Origin of the sequence: Treponema sp. OMZ 857, from assembly GCF_024181085.1 — a bacterium.
In the GTDB taxonomy this organism is placed as follows: Bacteria; Spirochaetota; Spirochaetia; order Treponematales; family Treponemataceae; genus Treponema.
In genome coordinates, this window is the sequence record NZ_CP051147.1 from 2,385,889 (window position 1) to 2,405,046 (window position 19,158).

Here is a 19,158-nt window from a genome sequence, read left to right on the forward strand (position 1 = left end):
TTCGCGTTATTCCTCTTCAAATTTCGCGGCAAAAAGCTGTTCAAGCGCGGCAACTGCTTCGACTTCGTCGGCGCCGTCGGCAGAAACGGTCAGTTCGGTTTTATACCCCGCTGCCATTGTCATTACACCCATAATGGATTTTGCATTGACGGTAATATTTTCTTTTTCAAACATAATATTCGACTGGAACTTATTTGCCGTTTGTACAATCAACGATGAGGGACGCGCATGGATGCCGGCGCGATTTTGCACAACAATCTTCTTTGTTACCATAGATATTTTCCTTAATAGGTATCATCCGCCGAATAATACGGTACCCGGCTTGTATCACTTTCCATCCAGCGCAGAATATTTTGATTAAATTCTTTCGCAGAATAAACGCCCATACTTTTAAGCCGCTCGTTCATTGCGGCTGTTTCTAAAATAATCGGAATATTCCGTCCTGATTTTACCGGTATTTCCAAGAGAGGCAGCTTTACATCCAATATCTCGGTGGTAAGTTCCTCAGTACCGATGCGGTCATATACTTTATGTGAATCCCATTCTTCCAACTTAGCCACCAGCTGTATCTGCTTTTGTTCCCGCACGGAGCGGACGCCGTAAAGCTGCATGATATTGATAATGCCGAGTCCGCGTATTTCCATGTGATGCCCGATTGTCTTATGAGCGCCCCGCCCGATCAAACTGTTTCCGTTGATACAGGTGATCTCGACAACATCGTCAACCACCAAGCGGTGCCCCCGCTCTATAAGCTCAAGTGCCGTTTCGCTTTTACCCACCCCCGAATCACCTAAAATGAGGATACCGAGGCCATACACTTCTACCAGAACGCCATGTATCGCTACAGTCGGAGCGAATACATTGGAAAGAACACGCATCAGCCGCACGGAAAGCGCACTGGAGGAAAGATCCGTTTGCAGCACGGGACATCCCGTTTCCTGTGCCAGCTCTAAGAACACGGGAGGAGGCGGAATATTGTGAGAAAAGATACAGCAGGGAATATCGTAGGTCATCATTTTTTTTATATTTTCTACGGTATTGCTTTCGATAAGTGTTTGTAAATAGGCGCACTCCCCCCTACCGAACAACTGAACACGCTGATAAGCAAAAGAATCAAAGAAACCCGAAAGCGCAAGGCCGGGACGGTTTAAATCCGCAACGGTAATACTGCGCGTCAACCCGTTTTGTCCGCACACGCAATGCAGGTGAAGAGCATCGTGCTCCGTTAAGTCGAGATCGAGTAATTCAAGTACCGTTAAACTCTTAGAAAGCATGTATAAGCCTTTGTAAACGCGCCGATTACCCTAACCTCAATCTTTCAAGGCTTTGAGTTCGGCTTTGAGCGATGCGCTTTCGCGTGATTGACGCGCAAGGCGGTCGGCAAGAAGGCGCGACAAAAAGATACCGTAATGGGGGTAAGATTCTATCAGCTTCATAAATTTCATCTTAGGCACTTTCACCAACGTTCCCTTTCCGATTGAGACAATCGTTGCCGACCGCGTATCATTAGTAAGAAATGCCATCTCTCCGATAAAGATATCTGCCGGCGTCAGCACCGTTAACAGCGTATTATTGACATAAACCGCATAGCGGCCGGATCGGATATAAAAGAGATTATTCGATTCATCGTTTTGACGGCATACTACTTGCAAGTGATTAAAATGAAAGGTTTCCTGATCCCGCAAAATCGCCGGTGTGAGATTTGCACTGTTTTTCTGGTTCGGTACCTCGAATGAGACCTCGTTTCCCGCATCATTATAATACAGCTCTTTTACAAAACTCTGACTCATCTTAATACCCATCCCGTGCAAACCTGCCTCAAAAGGAGCATCAAGCGCAGAACGCCAATCAAATCCCGGTCCATCGTCTTTGATGGTAATCCGTGTGCGTTCAGGAGAAATATCATACGTAATGAGCACTTTTTTCGTTCCGACAACAGGATCCATCCGCTTGATTTTAATCAACTCAAGTACATCCTTTCCCTGTTTGAGCCATTCGGTTTTTTCATCATAACTGATATTGCAATTCCCGTGTTCTACAGCGTTCAAGAGCAGCTCCATCATCGCACCCTGAAATGCACTCCGTTCAGCCTCGTTAACGCGGTCGGTATTATAAAGATAAGTGGAAATAAGATTCGCATAGAACATAACTTCAAACGGGTCTGTATCGCTGGTAAAACTGCCGTGTTCAAGATCGTTCGCCGGATGACTCATACCGCGGTTAACTAAAAAGTGTTCGTGATGATTTAAAATTTTAATAATTTGCGCAACATACTGTTCAAATTCCTTGCGCGTTAAAACGAATAAAAAGTTAGGCTCTTTCCGCTGTGTCAGTGTTGCTTTTTGCTCCTGCGAATCGGTAATTGCAATAACGCCTCCGAACAGCAGCCACGGATCATCTTTTACGATTTTAAGGCATTTCTCTGCATGAACAGACGGGTCGCCGAAATCGATAATCTTGATTTCCGGCATCTCATATCGAAAAGCAGCAAGCGCTTCGGTATAACTCTGTAATTGTTGCGAGATAATACTAAAGTTTGACTGCTTACATGCCTGCTGCATCGCCTCTACAGTACTTACAACGGTACTGACAATCGGAATCTTCTTCATAACTTTTACCTTTTTATGCGAAATTTTAGCTAAAATTTCGCACAACTTTTGTAGAAAGACGGGCAAACGCATCAGAAATAGTTTAAGCGCTGCCTTTCATGCAAAATTTTGCTAAAAATTTTGCACATTTTATTTGATAAGCGGAGCAAACACATCAGACAAATAAATATGAATCGCAAAATCAGGAGATTGGGCAAGCATTTGAATCGCGAAGAGATTCAACTCTGCTTGAACAGTCTCCTGATTTTGCGGGGAGATTCAAAAAGGAGTCTGATGTGTTTGTCCCAGCTTGAAGAGAGTATAGCATAATTTTATTTTTCGTGCTACATTTCGTTTCGTTCATGGAAAACCTATCATTTTTGCCGGGTAGTCCGCTTCCTGCCGGCGCTGCCGTCTATAGCGACGGTGTGAATTTCAGTATCTTTTCCCGTAATGCCTTTTCGGTCACGTTGGATATCTTCGCAAAACCTGAAGATTCCGCGCCTTGTTGTTCATACACTTTTGACCCTCAGACGAATAAAACAGGCGACATTTGGCACGTTTTTGTAAAAGGACTGCCGAAAAATGCCTTATATCTTTACCGCGTTGACGGTCCCTTTGCTCCTTATGAAGGAATGCGCTTTAACGCCGATAACTATCTGCTCGACCCATACTCGCGGGGGCTTGCCAACACGGAATCCTTTAACGGAAATTTTTCCACGCAAACACCGCCTCCTCATATAGATGGAGACTTGGCTTTCTTAACCGAACAGTCAGCTGCTCATTTTCCTAAATGCATCGCGGTAGCTCACGATGATTTTGACTGGCAGGGCGACCATCCGCTCAATTATCCGCTGAAAGACTGTATCATCTACGAAGCGCATGTAAAAGGGCTTTCGTGCCATCCCAACGCACCGCAGCAGCACAAGGGAACCTATCAGGGTATTATCGATACCATCCCTTATTTGAAAGAACTCGGTATTACCAGTATTGAATTGCTGCCCATTCAGGAATTTAACGAGCATGAACTCACCAGAATAAACCCGCGGACAGGCACCGTGTTAAAAAATTATTGGGGATACAGTACCATCGCCTTCTTTGCGCCTAAATCGTCTTATGCTTCCGACCGTGAAGGTATAGGGGCGGTATTCGAGTTTAAACGGATGGTACGCGAACTGCATAAAAACGGCATCGAAGTCATCCTCGACATCGTATTTAATCATACGGCGGAGGGGAGCGAATTCGGCCCGACCCTTTCGTTCCGCGGCTTGGACAATACCATCTATTATATACTGGAAGATAATGCACGTTATTACCGCAACTACTCAGGCTGCGGCAACACCTTCAACTGTAATCACCCGATTGTGCAGACCTTTATCTTAGACTGTCTGCGGTACTGGGTTATCGAAATGCACGTCGACGGCTTCCGATTCGACCTCGGCTCCATTTTAGGCAGAGATCAAAAAGGAAAACTTATGGATAATCCGCCGACCATCGAGCATATTGCCGAAGATCCCATATTAAGAAAGACAAAGATTATCGCAGAGGCATGGGATGCAGGCGGCGCCTATCAGGTTGGAAATTTCCCCGGCGGCAGGTGGGCTGAATGGAATGACCGTTTCCGTGATGATGTGCGGCTCTTTTGGCGCGGTGATTTACCTCATGCAAAAGAACTTGCAACACGGGTAACCGGTTCTGCCGACCTCTACCTTGTCAACGGACGCAAGCCCTTCCATTCCATCAACTTTGTTACCAGCCATGACGGCTTTACCCTTTACGATTTATTAAGCTACGATAGAAAACACAATGAAGAGAACGGCGAAGACAATCGGGACGGCAGCGATTCCAATTGCAGCTATAACAACGGCTTTGAAGGAAAAACCGAGAATAGTCATATCGAAACTATACGGAAGCAAAAGGCAAAGAACATCCTGCTAACGCTTATTTTATCGCTGGGAACTCCGATGTTGACCGCCGGAGATGAGGTATTGAGGACTCAAGGGGGGAACAACAACCCCTACTGCCAAGATAACGAGATAAGCTGGTTCGACTGGTCGCTCACCCGGAGCAATGCCGATATATTGGCATTTGTAAAAAAATTGATCCGCCTGCGTAAACAGCATCCGGTATTTTTGCGGTCGGAATTTTTAACGGGAGCACAATCGGGCGACCGGCGTAAACCGGATATCAGCTGGTACAACGCGCAAGGCAGCGCTCCCGATTGGAACCAGCCTTCGTCTTTTTTAGCATATTTTCTTGACGGTTCCACGGCGGAAACAAGAGCCGAACGCGATGATAACAGCTTTTACATCATATTGAACGGCGGCACTTTAGACGTTACTGCAACAATCTGCCCACCGCCGGAAGGAAAGCATTGGTACCGGCTGATAGATACGTCCTATCCGGCAGGGGAAGATTTTACCGATCCCGAACAGGCGCCGCTTTTGGAAAACCAGCAAAAATATGTCGCATTGGCGGCGACTGCCGTCGTGTTAATTCTGAAATAAGGGGGAATTTATGTCTCAGTTAAAAGAAACCTTACGGGCAAGCATTTTAGGCAAGCTGAAACGGAATTTCAGCAAGGACATATCCGAGGCAACAATACGTGAGCTCTATGATGCCGCGGCAAGCAGCGTTATGGATAGCATTCAGCCCAACATATCCGCAACCAGAACCGCGCAGGAGCAGCCCGATGTACGGCAGATGTATTATTTCTCCGCCGAATTTTTGATGGGGCGGGCGCTTTCCAATAACCTGAACAATACCGGTATGCGCGCTGTGATGGAAGAACTTTTAACAGAACTTTCCGCCTCGTATCGGGACATCGAGGATGAAGAACCCGATGCAGGGCTTGGAAACGGAGGTCTCGGTAGGCTCGCCGCCTGTTTCTTGGATTCGCTTGCAACACTCGACTATCCCGGACACGGCTACGGTATCCGCTATCAGTATGGTATGTTTGAACAGCGGATAGAAAACGGCTATCAGGTGGAATATCCCGACAATTGGCGGCGTTACCGTGATCCGTGGGAAGTACGCCGAGACGATTTGGCGGTAACGGTACACTTCGGCGGCACCCCGATATGCACCCAGCAAGCAGACGGCACCCTACTCTACCGCTTAGAAAATGCCGAGGAGGTTATCGCGACCCCTTATGATATGGCGATCATCGGCTACGGTACCAAAACCGTCAACCGCCTGCGCCTCTGGGAAGCTTCCTCTCCCGACGGCTTCGACCTCCAGCTCTTTAACAACATGGAATACACCGCTGCGGTTGCAAAGCAGAATTCTGCAGAAAATATTTCGCGTGTACTATACCCGAACGATACCGGCCCGTCGGGAAAGGCGCTCCGTTTAAAGCAGCAATACTTTTTCACCTCCGCAAGTTTACAGGATTTAGTGCGTTCGTTTATCCATAAACACGGTACGAATTTCGCCGACTTCCCGCGCTATAATGTTATCCAGCTGAACGACACGCACCCCGTCGTAGCAATCCCCGAACTGATGCGCCTTTTGATGGACGAACACCACCTCGGCTGGGATGCGGCATGGACGATTGTTACTCAAACATTTGCATACACAAACCATACGATTTTAGCGGAAGCGTTGGAAAAATGGCCGATAGAGATATTCCAAGGGTTGCTGCCGCGCGTGTATCAAATTGTAGAAGAGATAAACCGCCGCTTCCTACTAGAGCTGCGGGAAAAATATCCGAACGATTGGAAAAAACACAACAAGATGTCCATTATCGGCGAAGGGAAAATCCGTATGGCATGGCTCGCGATTGCCGGTTCGTTTTCGGTCAACGGTGTCGCGGCGCTGCACACCGAAATTCTTAAAACCAAAGAGCTTGCCGATTGGTATAATCTGTATCCGCAAAAGTTTAACAACAAGACAAACGGCGTTACACAGCGCCGCTGGCTTTTAACTGCAAACCCCGCGCTTTCGGCCTTTATTACAAAGCATATCGGCGACGGTTGGATTAAAGACCTTACGCAGCTGCGGCAGCTTGAAAAACTGGCGGATAATCAGGAAGCATTACAAGAATTAATCACGATAAAAAAACACAATAAAGAGCGGCTTGCGGAATTCCTCAAGCGGACGCAGGGAGTTGTGATCGATCCCAACTCGATTTTTGACGTACAGATAAAACGGCTCCACGAATACAAACGCCAGCTTTTAAACATCCTGCATGTGATGACGCTCTATAACAGAATTATCGAAGACCCGACGTATGATCCTATTCCGCATACCTTTATCTTCGGCGCAAAAGCGGCGTCGGGCTATCGGCGGGCAAAGCTCATCATTAAGCTGATTAATACCGTCGCTGACCGCATCAACAACGATCACCGTGTACGGGGAAAATTAAAGGTGGTATTTGCGGCAAACTATTGCGTCTCGACTGCCGAAAAGATTTTCCCCGCTTCGGATATTTCCGAACAGATTTCTACCGCGGGTAAGGAAGCGTCGGGAACCGGTAATATGAAGTTTATGCTGAACGGCGCAATCACGCTCGGAACACTGGACGGCGCCAACATCGAAATTGTGGAAGAAGTAGGCGCTGAAAACGCCGTTATTTTCGGCATCACCGCCGATGAGATTCACACGATTGAGCACGAGCACAGCTATAATCCGCAAGAATACCTTAACCGTAATCCTGCATTGGCGAGGGCATTGACCCAGCTTATCGACGGGACGTATACGCCGCCCTTTGACAACAGTTTTAGAGAATTGTATGATTCGCTGGTATACGGCGTGGAAGGCCAGCGGCCGGACGTCTATTACGTACTGGCGGACTTCGACGCTTATGCAGCAGCGCAGGAGCGGATTGTCGGATGTTACCGCGACCAGATGAAATGGGCTAGGATGTGTCTTCTGAACATCGCCCGATCGGGTAAGTTCAGTTCAGACCGTACCATCGAAGACTATGTGCGGGATATCTGGAAGCTGGAAAAAGTGAGTGTCAATTAAGGGGAATGTCGAAAAAGAAAACACTTTTAAGACATCGCCAAAAATGGGAGAAAATAAATTATGGAAAGAACATTTGTAATGATGAAGCCCGGTGTAGTTCAGCGGCGGATTGCAGGAGAAGTGCTAAGCCGCTTTGAAAAAAAGGGACTCAAACTGGTTGCCTTGAAACTGATGCGTATCAGTCCCGAACTTGCAAAGAAGCATTATGCCGAACACGCCGATAAGCCGTTCTTCGGCGAACTGGTGCAATATATCACCTCCGACCCCGTGGTTGCGATGGCTTTTGAAGGCGATGAAGCTGTTGCCATTGTGCGGAAACTCTGCGGAGCAACAAAGGTTTTGAATGCGGAGCCGGGAACCATCCGGGGCGATTATGCTTTGCATACCAATATCAACGTTGTCCATTCGTCGGACTCTGCCGAAAGCGCCGCGCGGGAGCTTGGCCTGTTTTTTCAGCCGGAGGAGTTTTTTAGCTGGGAAGACGGCAATAAAGATTGGTTTTAGCAAAAGCGGGGGTTCAGTTCGTTTGCTTTAACTGATAAACATTGATCACCTTTTAACACTCAATCAGCGTACCCCCGCATGAATAAGGATTAAAAATGCTTGAAAAAATTACCAATACGTTTAGCGGCATTGTCCGCAAGATAAGCGGCAAGGCAACCATTACCGAAAAGAATATTGAAGAAGCGGTAGAGGAAATAAAAATTGCGCTGCTCGAAGCGGATGTCAACCTCCGCGTGGTGCGCCGCTTTATCAATGCAACAATAGAAGAAGCAAAGGGAGAAACCGTATTAAAATCGGTTAATCCCGGTCAGCAGTTTATCAAGATTGTCCACGATAAAATCCTGTCGTTTTTAGGCGATGAAAAGAAAAGCCTGCAACTGAAAGGCCCCGACACCCAGTCGGTTATTCTCTTCCTTGGTTTGCAGGGTTCCGGTAAAACGACATCCGCCGCGAAACTGGCCGCCCGTTTAAAGAAAGAAGGCCGTAAGCCCCTGCTCGTTGCCTGCGACCTCGTCCGTCCCGCAGCTGTGGAACAGCTCTCCTCTTTAGGGGAGCGTATCGACGTACCGGTGTATAAAGAAGACACCAAGGATGCGGTACGGGTTGCACAAAACGCGGTTATCTATGCACGGAAAAACGGCTTTGATACCGTTATCGTCGATACGGCGGGACGGTTGCAAATCGACGAAGCGATGATGCAGGAGATTGCTGCGGTAAAAAAAGCAGTAAATCCGGTAGAAACCCTCCTCGTCGCCGATGCGATGACGGGACAAAATGCCGCCGAGGTTGCAAAAGCCTTTGATGAACAGGCGGGGCTGACCGGCGTTATTTTAACCAAGTTCGACTCCGATGCTCGCGGCGGTGCGGCGCTGTCTCTTAAAACCGTAACCGGCAAGCCTATCCTGTATGTCGGTGTCGGCGAAAAAATTGAAGATTTCGAGCCGTTCTACCCTGACCGTATTGCCGGCAGAATTCTCGGTATGGGCGATATTGTTTCGCTCGTCGAAAAAGCGCAGGAAAATATCGATGCGGAAGAAGCCGCCCGCTTGCAGAAAAAGATGGCGACGGAAACCTTCACCCTTTCCGATATGCTCGACCAGCTTGAAAATGTCGAAAAGATGGGCTCAATTGAATCCATGCTCGATATGATGCCGGGGCTTGCCGGTCAAATTTCCGCCGAGGATATCGATAAGGCAGGCTTTAAGCGGCAAAAGGCGATTATCCAGTCGATGACGCTTAAAGAGCGTGAAAATCACCACATCATCGGGCCGCCCCGCCGCAAGCGTATTGCGAAAGGTTCCGGTACCTCCGTCGCCGAAGTAAACAAGCTGTTAAAGCAGTTTGAAAAGACCCGTCAAACAATGCGGAAGGTCGCAAAGAGCAAGGGGCTTCAAGCGCGGCTTATGGGACTGATGGGGTAAAAATCTGCTTCCATAAAATTTTTTTAAAGGAGACCTCTATGGACAGTGTATTAAAAAGAGTTTTGATTCCGGCTATTCTCTGTGTAGTCTGCCTCACAGCCTGTACGACATTGCCGTCTAAGGCATTGTACACGGAACCGGCAGTTGCAGGGGTTACAGTTAATACAACAAATAATCAGTTTGACGTTGTATACGCTATTGACTCTTGTGTAATGCCCAAAGCAAAAGACGATTTTATTAGTTTCAAAGTCGATACGATGCTGTATACCTACCGGTTTGATTTTTCCGTTAATAACGGAATGAAGACTATACTCGACCGCTTTTTCACCATAAGCAATATAGCTGATTCCCAGCAGAGGAAAAACGGTCAGCGTTACCTTGGTGAAATGACCCTCTATGCTTATGCATTATCAGAAGAGACGATAAGCAGACTTATTGCCAAAGGGAAAATTGCAAACCATGTACGGTTTAGCTTTTTACTGAAAGACGGAAAAAAATATCTGGTGCTCGATGGTTTTCAGGTACAAACCCTCGATGGAAAATTAGCAGTTGACGACTTTATCGATAGTATTCCGTTTCATTACGGCGATATAAAAAAAGTATATGACTTCTTTAATGATGCAGAAGGACTCGAAGCAACACGGCAAAAGCAGTTGCAAATAGCCCTTGCAGCAGCGCAAGCTGAAAAAGAAAGACAAGCGGCACAAACAGAACCGGGAAACACGGACGTTATCGTAAATTCTGAAAAATCTTCTACCGAAGCTCAGTAAAAACCAGCCATTTTCTTTCGCGTGCTATATAACTTTCTTATCAAGGCTCTGAGAACTGCTACGAACTGATGTTTTTAGCAGTTCTCTATAAAATCTTGACCTTGCATAAGGAGGTTATATGAAGCGTATACGATTCTTACATCAGGCAAAAAATATCGTACGTAAAATTTACAGCGATCTCTTGTTTCCGCAACCGTGCCGTCTCTGCGGAAATATAAGTGAAGCAGGATTGCCGCTCTGTAATCATTGCATTCAAACCGAATTCATACCGTATATCACCGCTGATGCGGAGCACTCACAACAAATCGAAGCCCGCTGTAGACAGTGTGGAAAGATACTTATTTCCGAACATGAATATTGTACCCATTGCAGACCGGCAACAGATGATACGGAAAGGCAAAAACCAGCCTGCGATCGTATTTTTACGCTTTTCCCATACATTGGGCTTGGGCAAAAATTGCTGCCTGTGTGGAAGAATAATAATATCCGCACTTTTTCCACGGTATTTGCACCGCTTATCCACCGTTTTCTCACAGGATATCCGGAATTGATGAATATTCCGCTTGTGCCGGTACCGCCGCGCCCTCAAAAATTGCAAGAGAAAGGCTGGGATCAAATTGAAGATCTTATAAAAGATTTATCGGTTTATCCGGAACTGACGATACATCGATGTTTAAAGCGGCAGAACGGCATTCCACAAAAAAAGCTGTCCAAGACAGCCCGTGCAGTGAATTTACAGGGAAAAATCGAACTCTCGGAAAAGACCATCCCAGATAGGCTCATTCTGCTCGACGATGTAATGACCACCGGTGCAACACTCGAAGCTTGCGCACGTACATTAAAGGCAGCAGGTTGCACAGAAGTTTACGGTCTCTGCCTCTTTTTTGACTAAAAAGGAGCTAAAAGAAAAGCCTCTAAAAACGCAAGGTTTTTAGAGGCTTTCAACTTCTAAAGACGTATCTTTTAATTACACCGTTACACCTATACTGTTACTTCAGGAGTAGCTTTTGGGGCATTATTGAGCAATAAATCACCTGCACGTTTTTTTCCGGAAAAGAAGGTAATACAAGCACCGGCAATGTAGATTGTCGAATAGACACCACTTGTCATACCCACCAATAAAGCAAGCGCAAAGTCTTTCATATTACCGGAGGTAAAGACATAGAGCGACACAGCCGCAAGCATTGTCGTAACAGTGGTGATAATGGTTCGGCTCAGCACTTCGGTTTGGGCAAGATCCAAAACGTCAACCAAAGAAAGCTTCGGATTAAGCCGGATGTTTTCGCGGATACGGTCAAACACAACAACCGTGTCGTTGATTGAATACCCGACGATCGTCAAAATTGCCGCAATGGTGGTGGAATTGAATTCCATCTGCGTCCACACAATAAAGGTAATCATAATCAAAACGTCGTGAACCAACGCAAGCACGGCGCCTAAAGCAAATGTCCAGCGGAACCGTATGAGAGCGTAAATAAAGATTAAGAGCAACGCCATAATTACCAGAACCACCGCTTGGAGAGCAAGTGAACCGGAGAAGCGAGATCCGACAAAGTCGGTACTTAATACGGCAAAATTATCCGCTTCATAAGCAGCTACCAATGCGGTGTTAATCAATGCCCGCAGTTCGGTATTTGCATTGGTGTACGTACCGTTATCGGGTAACCGAATTTGGAACATACGGTCGCGCGCTTCACCGACTTGCTGCACTGAAACCGAAGGAACGGAAGCAAGGGCATGACGCACTTCGTCGGCATCGATCGGCTGTATTTGGCCGGGAATATAATGTGCGCGGAACGGCTCCGTTGTAAGGCGGGAAGTTTCCGAGGTGATAAACACACTTTGCAATGCGGTATCGGCTTTTGCAAGTATTTTTGCCTTTACCCCCTCAATTTGCTGCTGCACAGCCTCGACAAACTGTCCAACGGTGGGGTATTCACTATACTTAAAAGACAGAACTTTATTTTCAGTGTCCACCGAAATAATGGTAACATCAATTCCTTGGGAATTTTGTGCTACCTGTATGTTTTTCTCACCATCATACGTTAAAATAAAGGCAGAAGGCGCAAACCGCACTTTCTCGATAAATCCTGCCTGAAAGTCAATACCGAAGTTAATGCCTTTCGTAAAAAGACCTACAAGACCGGAAATAATAAGAGCGGAGCTCACGAGAACCATAACACCGAAAAGCTTACTGAATTTTATCGTTTTTTTCATACGAGCGACCTCCAAGTAATATGCAGCTTCTTCTGGTGCAATGTTTCCGTGCCGAAATCAAAGATAAGCCGTGAAACAAAAAGGGCAGTAAATACGGAAGAAACAACACCGATTGTCAAGCTGTAAGCAAATCCCTTGATCGGTCCGGTTCCCAATATTGATAAGAACAGAGCTGCAATAAAGGTAGTGATATTGGAGTCCATAATCGCCCAGAAAGCGTGGGCAAAACCGGTTTGAATGGCAGCTTCTCTACTTTTGTGCAAAGCAAGCTCTTCTTTAATTCTTTCAAAGATAACAACGTTTGCGTCAACCGCCATACCGATTGTTAAAATCATACCGGCAATACTCGGAAGCGTAAGCGTAAGATTGAAAGCTGAAAGCACGCTGAATACGATATAAAGGTTCAATATCTGCGCGATACAAGCATTAATACCGGCAGAGCGGTACCAAATCAGCATGAACGCCAAAACAGCGATTAATCCCCATCGCAGCGCCATTAATCCCTGATTGATCGCTTGCTCGCCCATGCTGGCGCCTATTACCTGCTGGTTTTCCAGTTCGAGCGGCACATTAAGCCATGCGGTACGTAAAATCGTTTTAAGGTTTTCCGCCTCCTCCGCACTGAATCCGCTGATAGTTCCCGTACCGCCGGTAATCGGTTCTTTGATATTCGGCGCCGACTTTATCTTATCATCGGACACAATAGCCAGCCGTTTATCTTTATTTACAGTGGTAACCGTTGCAAAGATTTCTGCGCCTTCCTTATCGAGTTCGAATACAACCAGCGGCTCGTTGGTTTGACTGGTTGTCGTGCTTACCCGTTGCAGGTGCTTGCCTTCAAGGGCAGCTTCTTTCTTGATAACGAGGAATCCTTGCCGCTCATCCAAACCGTATGCATCCTTGCTATATACGCCAAGCACCTTGGTGTCTGCAGGGATAATTGAAGGATCGATGAGATTATAATCGGCATCAAATGTCCGTGTAGGATTAGCTGTATAGTAAGAATAAAAAGCCTGAGTTGCATCATCGTCTACAATATGGAATGCCAACAAACCGCGTCCCATAATAATTGAGTTGATTTTATCGGCATCCGCTGCACCGGGGATTTCAACATAGATACGATCTTCCCCCTGCTGTCTAATAACGGGCTCGGTCAGACCGAACTTATCGATGCGGTTGGAAATGGTATCGATGGCTAAATTCATCGCTTCTTTTTTTGCCGAAGTACTGCTATCACCGCTGTCGCCGGTTACCGCGCTTAAATCGGCTTTGATGATGATGCTCATACCGCCGGAAAGGTCGAGACCGAGCTTGACCGCATTTGCCTGTGCATTTTTAATGTTCAGTATCTTACTCCGGTATGAATCTTCCATAATGGGACTCATTGTCGCCCGTGCTTTATCCTCAGAATTTTCAGGGAATGCTGCCAGCAATGCAGTCGCCGTCCACACCGAAGGCTGCTCTTTGCCGAGACTTTTTAAGTTCTTCTTTGCAGCCTTAATGAGCGGATCATATTTCGCTGGAACCGGCTCGGAACTCCCCTGTTTTGCAGATGCAATCAATGCGTCAATGTCGGTTTTTGTCATATTTATGACATAATCTTTAATTTTTTCTCTGGAACCGAGAGCCAGCGCCTTATCGTCTTTACCTGTCCAAAAATACCATTTAAGGGTAGGATATAAAAATGCAAAGCAAAGGCCTAACACAGCCAGAACAATCACGAATCGAGTTCGCTTTCTCATGTCTATCTCCTCGTCTAACGGAAATAAACGTTCATACTGGGGTTAGGCACAGCACGAACGATTTATAAGCCGATACGCTCTTATACGGAACGTTTATTCCGCATCGCCGGAAAAATTGGGCGGCTGCGGTTTTTCGGAGCTGGAATCTTCAGCTTTCTTTTCTTTCTTTTTAAAGAGCGCAGAAAACAGAGAAGTCTTTTCCGGCACATTTGCCAGACGGCTTGCTTTTGTTTTTTCATCCAAAATAACACTGCCGATTGCGGAACGATTCATTTCGAGCTTACAATTATCGTCAACTTTAAGAATGATCGTTGTTTCTTTTACAGAAGACACGACACCGTGAATACCGCCGATTGTGATAATTTTATCACCCTTCTGAACGGAGGCAATCATTTCTTGCGTTTTCTTCTGCTCTTTCTTTTGAGGGCCGATAATAAAAACGTAGAAAATTACAAAGATAAGACCAAGAGCGAGCAGCGGAATAAAACTACCTCCCGATGCGGCTTGCTGCAATAATGGAATCGCATTCATTATTTACATCCTTATTTATGATAAATATCCTTAAAATACTAGCACAAAAAAAATGCGTAGTCAATTCACAGGTTATTCTGCCGGTTATTTTACCGACAGTAATTCAAGTTCAAAAACCAAATAAGCATCAGGAGGAATAACCCCGCCTGCGCCGCGTGAACCGTATCCAAGCTCCGGCGGAATAACAATCGTCCGTTTTTCACCGGCAGCCATTTGCACGGCCTGCTGGTCAAATCCGGCAATAAGCTGCCCTGCACCGGCGACAAATTTGAGCGGTTCGTGCATATCGGAATCATCAAACACCGTACCGTCAAGCAAAGATCCCTTATATTTCATAGTCAGAGTTTTGCCTGTTTGAGCTTTAACGCCCTTCCCTTCTTTTACAATTGTATAGAAGACACCGTTTTCATTCTTAACGGCATTGGGGAATTTTTGTTTTATCAAAGCCTCATATTTTTCCCGCTTCTGAGCAGCACGCTGCTTTGCCCGTTCCGTAGCTCCTGCAAGATAGGCATTAAAATCTTTCTGGGTTGCCGTAAACTTCTGGGCTTCGGCTCCCTTGCGGATAATCGATATGGAATTCATACGATCACCCTGCACGATTTTATTGACAACATCTTGGCCTTTTACGACCCTACCAAACACCGTATGTTTTCCATCAAGCCACGGCGTAGGCACATGGGTAATAAAGAACTGCGACCCGTTTGTCCCCGGCCCGGCATTTGCCATGGAAAGGATACCGGCGGTATTATGCTTGAGGTTATCGACAAACTCATCGGGGAAGCGGTATCCCGGTCCGCCGGTACCCTTACCGTCAGGATCGCCGCCTTGAATCATAAAGTTTGCAATGACACGGTGGAAGGTCAGCCCGTCATAAAAAGGCTTTCCTTTCGCTGCATCCAATGTTCCTTCTGCCAACCCAACAAAGTTACATACCGTCATGGGTGTTTCTTTATAGAACAATTTCAAAATGATATCGCCCTTGTTCGTATCGATAACGGCATAGACGCCATCCTTCTGTAATTCAGCACTTATCGCATTCATTTTTTTTCCTTTTTCAGAATCTCCCGTTAAAATAATTGCAGCAGCAGTCGCTGTCGCGATAATCAAAAAAGTAATCGGTAAAACCAATACCGCAATCTTATTCAACCGCATAGCTCCTCCATCAAGGTATTACACTATTCTCGTATTGCGCAATGAACCATCCGTACACCGCTTCTCCCCGTGTCCTAAACGAATTTTGTACCCGCTCCCTAAAAACGGAAGGAGCGCTAAAATCGGCACGTGTCAGCATGTGTATCAGCAGATACTCTCCGAGATCGGTTACCGCAATCGAAGCCTCTAAATTTTCAGGTTCCATTGCTTTAAATATCGAATACTTTAAGACATCGACATTTGTAGATATGAAACCGGCAGAATCGGTATCAGAACAGAAACGGTAACGATAAATATTTTTATCGAAGGTTAAATCCTTTTGCAGTACATAGACCGAAAAATCCGGTTCCGGATTGTCAACAGGATCGGCAATCCGGCCTTGCGTTTTAGGATCGTCAATAACATACGACGTCTCGTAGAGGGTCCGCATCTTCTTGCGGCTGCTCGAATAATATTGCAGTCCTTCCAGCTTTGAAACAGAGCGGAGAATGCGGGAGATTTTCTCTATGTCTTTTGTATTGCCTTGCATTTTTTTATGCACATACAACGCTTCTATCAAAAAAGTAGGATTGCCCTTGTTCCAGTTTTCCGCAAATGTTTGCGGCACGGCAAAAAGCGGCGCAAGCCGCGGTGCAGCATTCTCTTTATTATACACCGACCGGAAAAGATGTCCTTGCTTAAGCAATTCTATCCGCTGCTCAGCGGATAAAAACGAATCAAGTACGGAAATCACCGAATCGGGTACATTGCCGACATCCTGTGCAAAAAGAGAACCGGCTGTTAAAAGGGTAAGAAGAATAAGACAACGCCTCATCCGCTACAGCCCCTTATACAGCACACGCACTTGTTTGTATAAGCCGTCACCTTCACTCTTTGTGTCAACATCCCGAATATCTGCAAGCGTACTGTGGATCAGCCTACGTTCATAGGGATTCATCGGCTCAAGCAAGACTGAAGCCTTTGTCGTTACAACTTGATCAGCGGTGGTATAGGCAAGCCGCACCAGCGATTCTTCACGGCGAAGCCGATAATTTTCACAATCGAGCATAATCCGTTCGGAAATACCGATTTTACCGGCATACACATTGGCAATCAGCTGGAGTGCATCCAGATTTTTCCCCTTCTTTCCGATTAAAATCGCAGAATCCTCGGAGGAAAGCCGTATAAGCAGCTTATGTTCTTCGTGTGAAAGGATTTCGATATTCGCGGTATAGCCCATCGCATGAATAAGCTCACCGATAAATTTCACCAAATCAGCTTCTTTATCTGTAGTAGCTTCGCGTGAAAGCGCCGGTTGACGGGGCGTATCGGCAGTAGGCTTCCCTGCTGCGGCTTTATCGTCAATATGCACACGAATTTTGGCATACCCTTTCTTAAAAAGCGAGTTTTTTTGAATTTCAACAATTTCCACATCAAACTGATCGGACTCTACCCCAAGCTCGGCGATTGCTTTATCTATAGCATCACGTTCGGTTTTTCCTTCAAATTCATAGATCATTTCCGAACCTCCTTTTTCTGCTTCATCATTGCCTTAATGATCATCTGCTGAACGAGCATTAAGAAGTTCGTGCATGTCCAGTAGAGCAGCAACCCTGACGGCGCATTATAGAACATAAAGAAGAAGAATAACGGCATCCCGTAAAGCATAATTTTCATTGTGCTGTTTTGCTGCTGATCGCTTGTTGGAGTTTGCGTTATCTTTCCGAATACCATCTGCGAAATCACATAGACAATCGGTAAAATACGCAGATCCGTCCATCCGAGGAAAGGAATAGGACTGGGGAACTGCAAAATACTGTCACCGACCGATAAGTCCGGTATCCAATGAGGAATAAACATTGCACCGCGGAATTCAAAATAGTTATTAAACAGCCGATACATTGCAAACAAGATCGGTAATTGGATCAATAAAGGCAGACAACCGGAAAGCGGGTTATAACCGGCTTCTTTGTAGAGCTTTGCCATCTCCTCGTTCAGCTTCTGCGGCTTACCTTTATATTTTGCCTGCAATTCTTGAATCTTAGGCTGCATTTTTTGCATCTGCTGCGTTGCTTCCGAGCTTTTCTTGGTAAGCGGGAAAAACACAGCCTTTATCAAGATTGTTACAAGGATAATCGAAACACCCCAGTTCGGAATAAGTTTATAGAAGAATTGCAGCAACCATTTCAGCAATATCTCTAACGGACGCCAAATGCCGCTGGAAACAGCCACGGTATCAATCCGCAGATTATCATAGTTGTAGTTGTTTTTTGACGGAATATTGTAGGTACTTAAAATATTTTCAGAGCAAGGGCCGAGGTAGATACGGTATACGTCGGTTACCTTATTGCCGGTAATCACAGGCCTCGAAAAAAACAGCTGTCCGTCTTGAACGGTATCCGCATTAGGCTGTGCGGCAGAATACAATATCTGTTGTGCGGGAACCGAAGGGATAACGATAAGACTGAAATATTTTCCCGAAATACCGGCCCACGGAACGGAATCCGTAATCAACTTGGTCTGATTTGCTTTTAACGCAGTATCTTTTTTCTTTCCGCCTATATAGGAGAAAAAGTTCCGGTATTCGTAGCGGTCTGCTTTGGCATCCCAATCCGGACCGATTTGAGGCATCGTCCTCAACGTATAGCCTGCATTATCAAAATTCAGCCCTTTCATATCGGCATCGCCGCTGACCGTAACAGCCAGTTCGAACATATAGTCATCAGGCAGAAAGGTGTATCGTTTTGCAAGTGTAAACGAAGATACGGAACCGTCTTGGTTTTTTATCGAAATTGTCTTAAAAAAGCCGACAATCTGCTTGCCATTTACTGTTTCTTCTTTAACATTAAAGAATTGATTTAAAGCGGGTGCCTGCGCACTACCAAGGGCAATAGAAAACGCTCTATTCCGATCGGTCAGGTTTTTTACCATTTCTACATAAGAATCACCCTTGGAATTATTGCGTTCCAACAGCTTATACGAAATGATATCGCCGCCTCGATTTGTAAGTGTAATCTCCGCAATATCGGTTTTAACGGTAACGGTCTGTTCACCGATAACGGTTTCATCAGGGGTTTCCAGCACTCCGAAATCGGCAGGAGCAGTTTCCGCTACAAAGGTATTTTGCGGGACTTCTGCCTGCTGCTCCGTGGTAGAAACGGCAGTAGACGGCTGTTGCTGTACCGGCGCAGGCGGAAAAAATTTGTATTGCACAAACATCGAAGCTGCAATGACGAGACCGGAAAGCACCATTGCAATAACGGTATTCTTATTCATAAACGAA

Annotated in this window: 16 protein-coding genes; 6 read left to right on the top strand and 10 right to left on the bottom strand. The window is 46.0% G+C overall.

The genetic code is table 11. The features are described 5' to 3' along the window. Positions 1-6: 6 nt before the first annotated feature. From E4N66_RS10720 to E4N66_RS10730, 3 genes are read right to left on the bottom strand one after another with little or no spacing between them, the layout of a single operon-like run. A complete protein-coding gene (locus E4N66_RS10720) occupies positions 7-273 on the bottom strand; it encodes an HPr family phosphocarrier protein (RefSeq protein WP_253673788.1) in 267 nt (88 codons plus the stop codon). Between the two features lie 11 nt (positions 274-284). Beyond that, positions 285-1,274, bottom strand: coding sequence for an HPr(Ser) kinase/phosphatase (gene hprK, locus E4N66_RS10725; protein ID WP_253728009.1), 990 nt, complete (start codon positions 1,272-1,274; stop codon positions 285-287). A gap of 36 nt (positions 1,275-1,310) precedes the next feature. Beyond that, positions 1,311-2,609 carry a cyclic nucleotide-binding domain-containing protein gene (locus E4N66_RS10730; protein WP_253728010.1) on the bottom strand — a complete coding sequence of 433 codons (1,299 nt, stop codon included), beginning with the start codon at positions 2,607-2,609 and terminating at the stop codon, positions 1,311-1,313. Between the two features lie 341 nt (positions 2,610-2,950). On the opposite strand from E4N66_RS10730, the gene glgX reads away from it, so the two are divergent. The 6 genes from glgX (at position 2,951) to E4N66_RS10760 (ending at position 11,143) form a co-directional block, all read left to right on the top strand. Then, positions 2,951-5,095, top strand: a complete 2,145-nt coding sequence (gene glgX, locus E4N66_RS10735) for a glycogen debranching protein GlgX (protein ID WP_253728011.1) — start codon at positions 2,951-2,953, stop codon at positions 5,093-5,095. Between the two features lie 10 nt (positions 5,096-5,105). Continuing rightward, complete coding sequence (locus tag E4N66_RS10740; RefSeq protein WP_253728012.1) at positions 5,106-7,556, top strand: glycogen/starch/alpha-glucan phosphorylase; 2,451 nt, start codon at positions 5,106-5,108, stop codon at positions 7,554-7,556. 60 nt (positions 7,557-7,616) lie between these two features. Next, positions 7,617-8,060: a nucleoside-diphosphate kinase gene (ndk, locus tag E4N66_RS10745; protein ID WP_253728013.1), complete on the top strand. Its 444-nt coding sequence runs from the start codon at positions 7,617-7,619 to the stop codon at positions 8,058-8,060. Between the two features lie 95 nt (positions 8,061-8,155). Beyond that, a complete protein-coding gene (ffh, locus tag E4N66_RS10750) occupies positions 8,156-9,481 on the top strand; it encodes a signal recognition particle protein (RefSeq protein WP_253728014.1) in 1,326 nt (441 codons plus the stop codon). 38 nt (positions 9,482-9,519) lie between these two features. After that, positions 9,520-10,251, top strand: coding sequence for a hypothetical protein (locus E4N66_RS10755; protein WP_253728015.1), 732 nt, complete (start codon positions 9,520-9,522; stop codon positions 10,249-10,251). A 118-nt stretch (positions 10,252-10,369) separates the two neighbouring features. Continuing rightward, positions 10,370-11,143 (top strand): ComF family protein, encoded by a 774-nt coding sequence (locus E4N66_RS10760; protein ID WP_253728016.1) that lies wholly within the window; start codon positions 10,370-10,372, stop codon positions 11,141-11,143. 89 nt (positions 11,144-11,232) lie between these two features. On the opposite strand, the gene secF is transcribed toward E4N66_RS10760, so the two are convergent. From secF to yidC, 7 genes are all read right to left on the bottom strand, one after another. Continuing rightward, positions 11,233-12,468 carry a protein translocase subunit SecF gene (gene secF, locus E4N66_RS10765; RefSeq protein ID WP_253728017.1) on the bottom strand — a complete coding sequence of 412 codons (1,236 nt, stop codon included), beginning with the start codon at positions 12,466-12,468 and terminating at the stop codon, positions 11,233-11,235. Then, on the bottom strand, positions 12,465-14,210 hold the full coding sequence (gene secD, locus E4N66_RS10770) for a protein translocase subunit SecD (protein ID WP_253728018.1): 1,746 nt from the start codon (positions 14,208-14,210) through the stop codon (positions 12,465-12,467). Before secD ends, secF begins: the two co-directional genes overlap by 4 nt. A 93-nt stretch (positions 14,211-14,303) precedes the next feature. Beyond that, on the bottom strand, positions 14,304-14,741 hold the full coding sequence (gene yajC / locus E4N66_RS10775; RefSeq protein ID WP_253673774.1) for a preprotein translocase subunit YajC: 438 nt from the start codon (positions 14,739-14,741) through the stop codon (positions 14,304-14,306). 84 nt (positions 14,742-14,825) lie between these two features. Next, the gene (locus E4N66_RS10780) at positions 14,826-15,896 is read right to left on the bottom strand and encodes a peptidylprolyl isomerase (RefSeq protein WP_253728019.1); all 1,071 of its coding nucleotides are present in this window, start codon (positions 15,894-15,896) and stop codon (positions 14,826-14,828) included. Between the two features lie 10 nt (positions 15,897-15,906). Further along, positions 15,907-16,710, bottom strand: a complete 804-nt coding sequence (locus tag E4N66_RS10785) for a DUF6675 family protein (protein WP_253673770.1) — start codon at positions 16,708-16,710, stop codon at positions 15,907-15,909. A gap of 3 nt (positions 16,711-16,713) precedes the next feature. Continuing rightward, positions 16,714-17,394, bottom strand: a complete 681-nt coding sequence (gene jag, locus E4N66_RS10790) for an RNA-binding cell elongation regulator Jag/EloR (RefSeq protein ID WP_253728020.1) — start codon at positions 17,392-17,394, stop codon at positions 16,714-16,716. Continuing rightward, positions 17,391-19,151 carry a membrane protein insertase YidC gene (gene yidC / locus E4N66_RS10795; protein WP_253728021.1) on the bottom strand — a complete coding sequence of 587 codons (1,761 nt, stop codon included), beginning with the start codon at positions 19,149-19,151 and terminating at the stop codon, positions 17,391-17,393. The genes jag and yidC overlap by 4 nt, the downstream gene beginning before the upstream one ends. Positions 19,152-19,158 lie beyond the last annotated feature (7 nt).

Bases quoted from the DNA above. Each gene is read 5' to 3' on its own strand.
- ndk (WP_253728013.1), top strand. From the start codon at position 7,617: ATGGAAAGAACATTTGTAATGATGAAGCCCGGTGTAGTTCAGCGGCGG.
- E4N66_RS10760 (WP_253728016.1), top strand. From the start codon at position 10,370: ATGAAGCGTATACGATTCTTACATCAGGCAAAAAATATCGTACGTAAA.
- hprK (WP_253728009.1), bottom strand. From the start codon at position 1,274: ATGCTTTCTAAGAGTTTAACGGTACTTGAATTACTCGATCTCGACTTA.
- yidC (WP_253728021.1), bottom strand. From the start codon at position 19,151: ATGAATAAGAATACCGTTATTGCAATGGTGCTTTCCGGTCTCGTCATT.
- secD (WP_253728018.1), bottom strand. From the start codon at position 14,210: ATGAGAAAGCGAACTCGATTCGTGATTGTTCTGGCTGTGTTAGGCCTT.
- E4N66_RS10730 (WP_253728010.1), bottom strand. From the start codon at position 2,609: ATGAAGAAGATTCCGATTGTCAGTACCGTTGTAAGTACTGTAGAGGCG.
- glgX (WP_253728011.1), top strand. From the start codon at position 2,951: ATGGAAAACCTATCATTTTTGCCGGGTAGTCCGCTTCCTGCCGGCGCT.
- jag (WP_253728020.1), bottom strand. From the start codon at position 17,394: ATGATCTATGAATTTGAAGGAAAAACCGAACGTGATGCTATAGATAAA.
- secF (WP_253728017.1), bottom strand. From the start codon at position 12,468: ATGAAAAAAACGATAAAATTCAGTAAGCTTTTCGGTGTTATGGTTCTC.
- yajC (WP_253673774.1), bottom strand. From the start codon at position 14,741: ATGAATGCGATTCCATTATTGCAGCAAGCCGCATCGGGAGGTAGTTTT.
- E4N66_RS10755 (WP_253728015.1), top strand. From the start codon at position 9,520: ATGGACAGTGTATTAAAAAGAGTTTTGATTCCGGCTATTCTCTGTGTA.
- E4N66_RS10720 (WP_253673788.1), bottom strand. From the start codon at position 273: ATGGTAACAAAGAAGATTGTTGTGCAAAATCGCGCCGGCATCCATGCG.
- ffh (WP_253728014.1), top strand. From the start codon at position 8,156: ATGCTTGAAAAAATTACCAATACGTTTAGCGGCATTGTCCGCAAGATA.
- E4N66_RS10785 (WP_253673770.1), bottom strand. From the start codon at position 16,710: ATGAGGCGTTGTCTTATTCTTCTTACCCTTTTAACAGCCGGTTCTCTT.
- E4N66_RS10780 (WP_253728019.1), bottom strand. From the start codon at position 15,896: ATGCGGTTGAATAAGATTGCGGTATTGGTTTTACCGATTACTTTTTTG.
- E4N66_RS10740 (WP_253728012.1), top strand. From the start codon at position 5,106: ATGTCTCAGTTAAAAGAAACCTTACGGGCAAGCATTTTAGGCAAGCTG.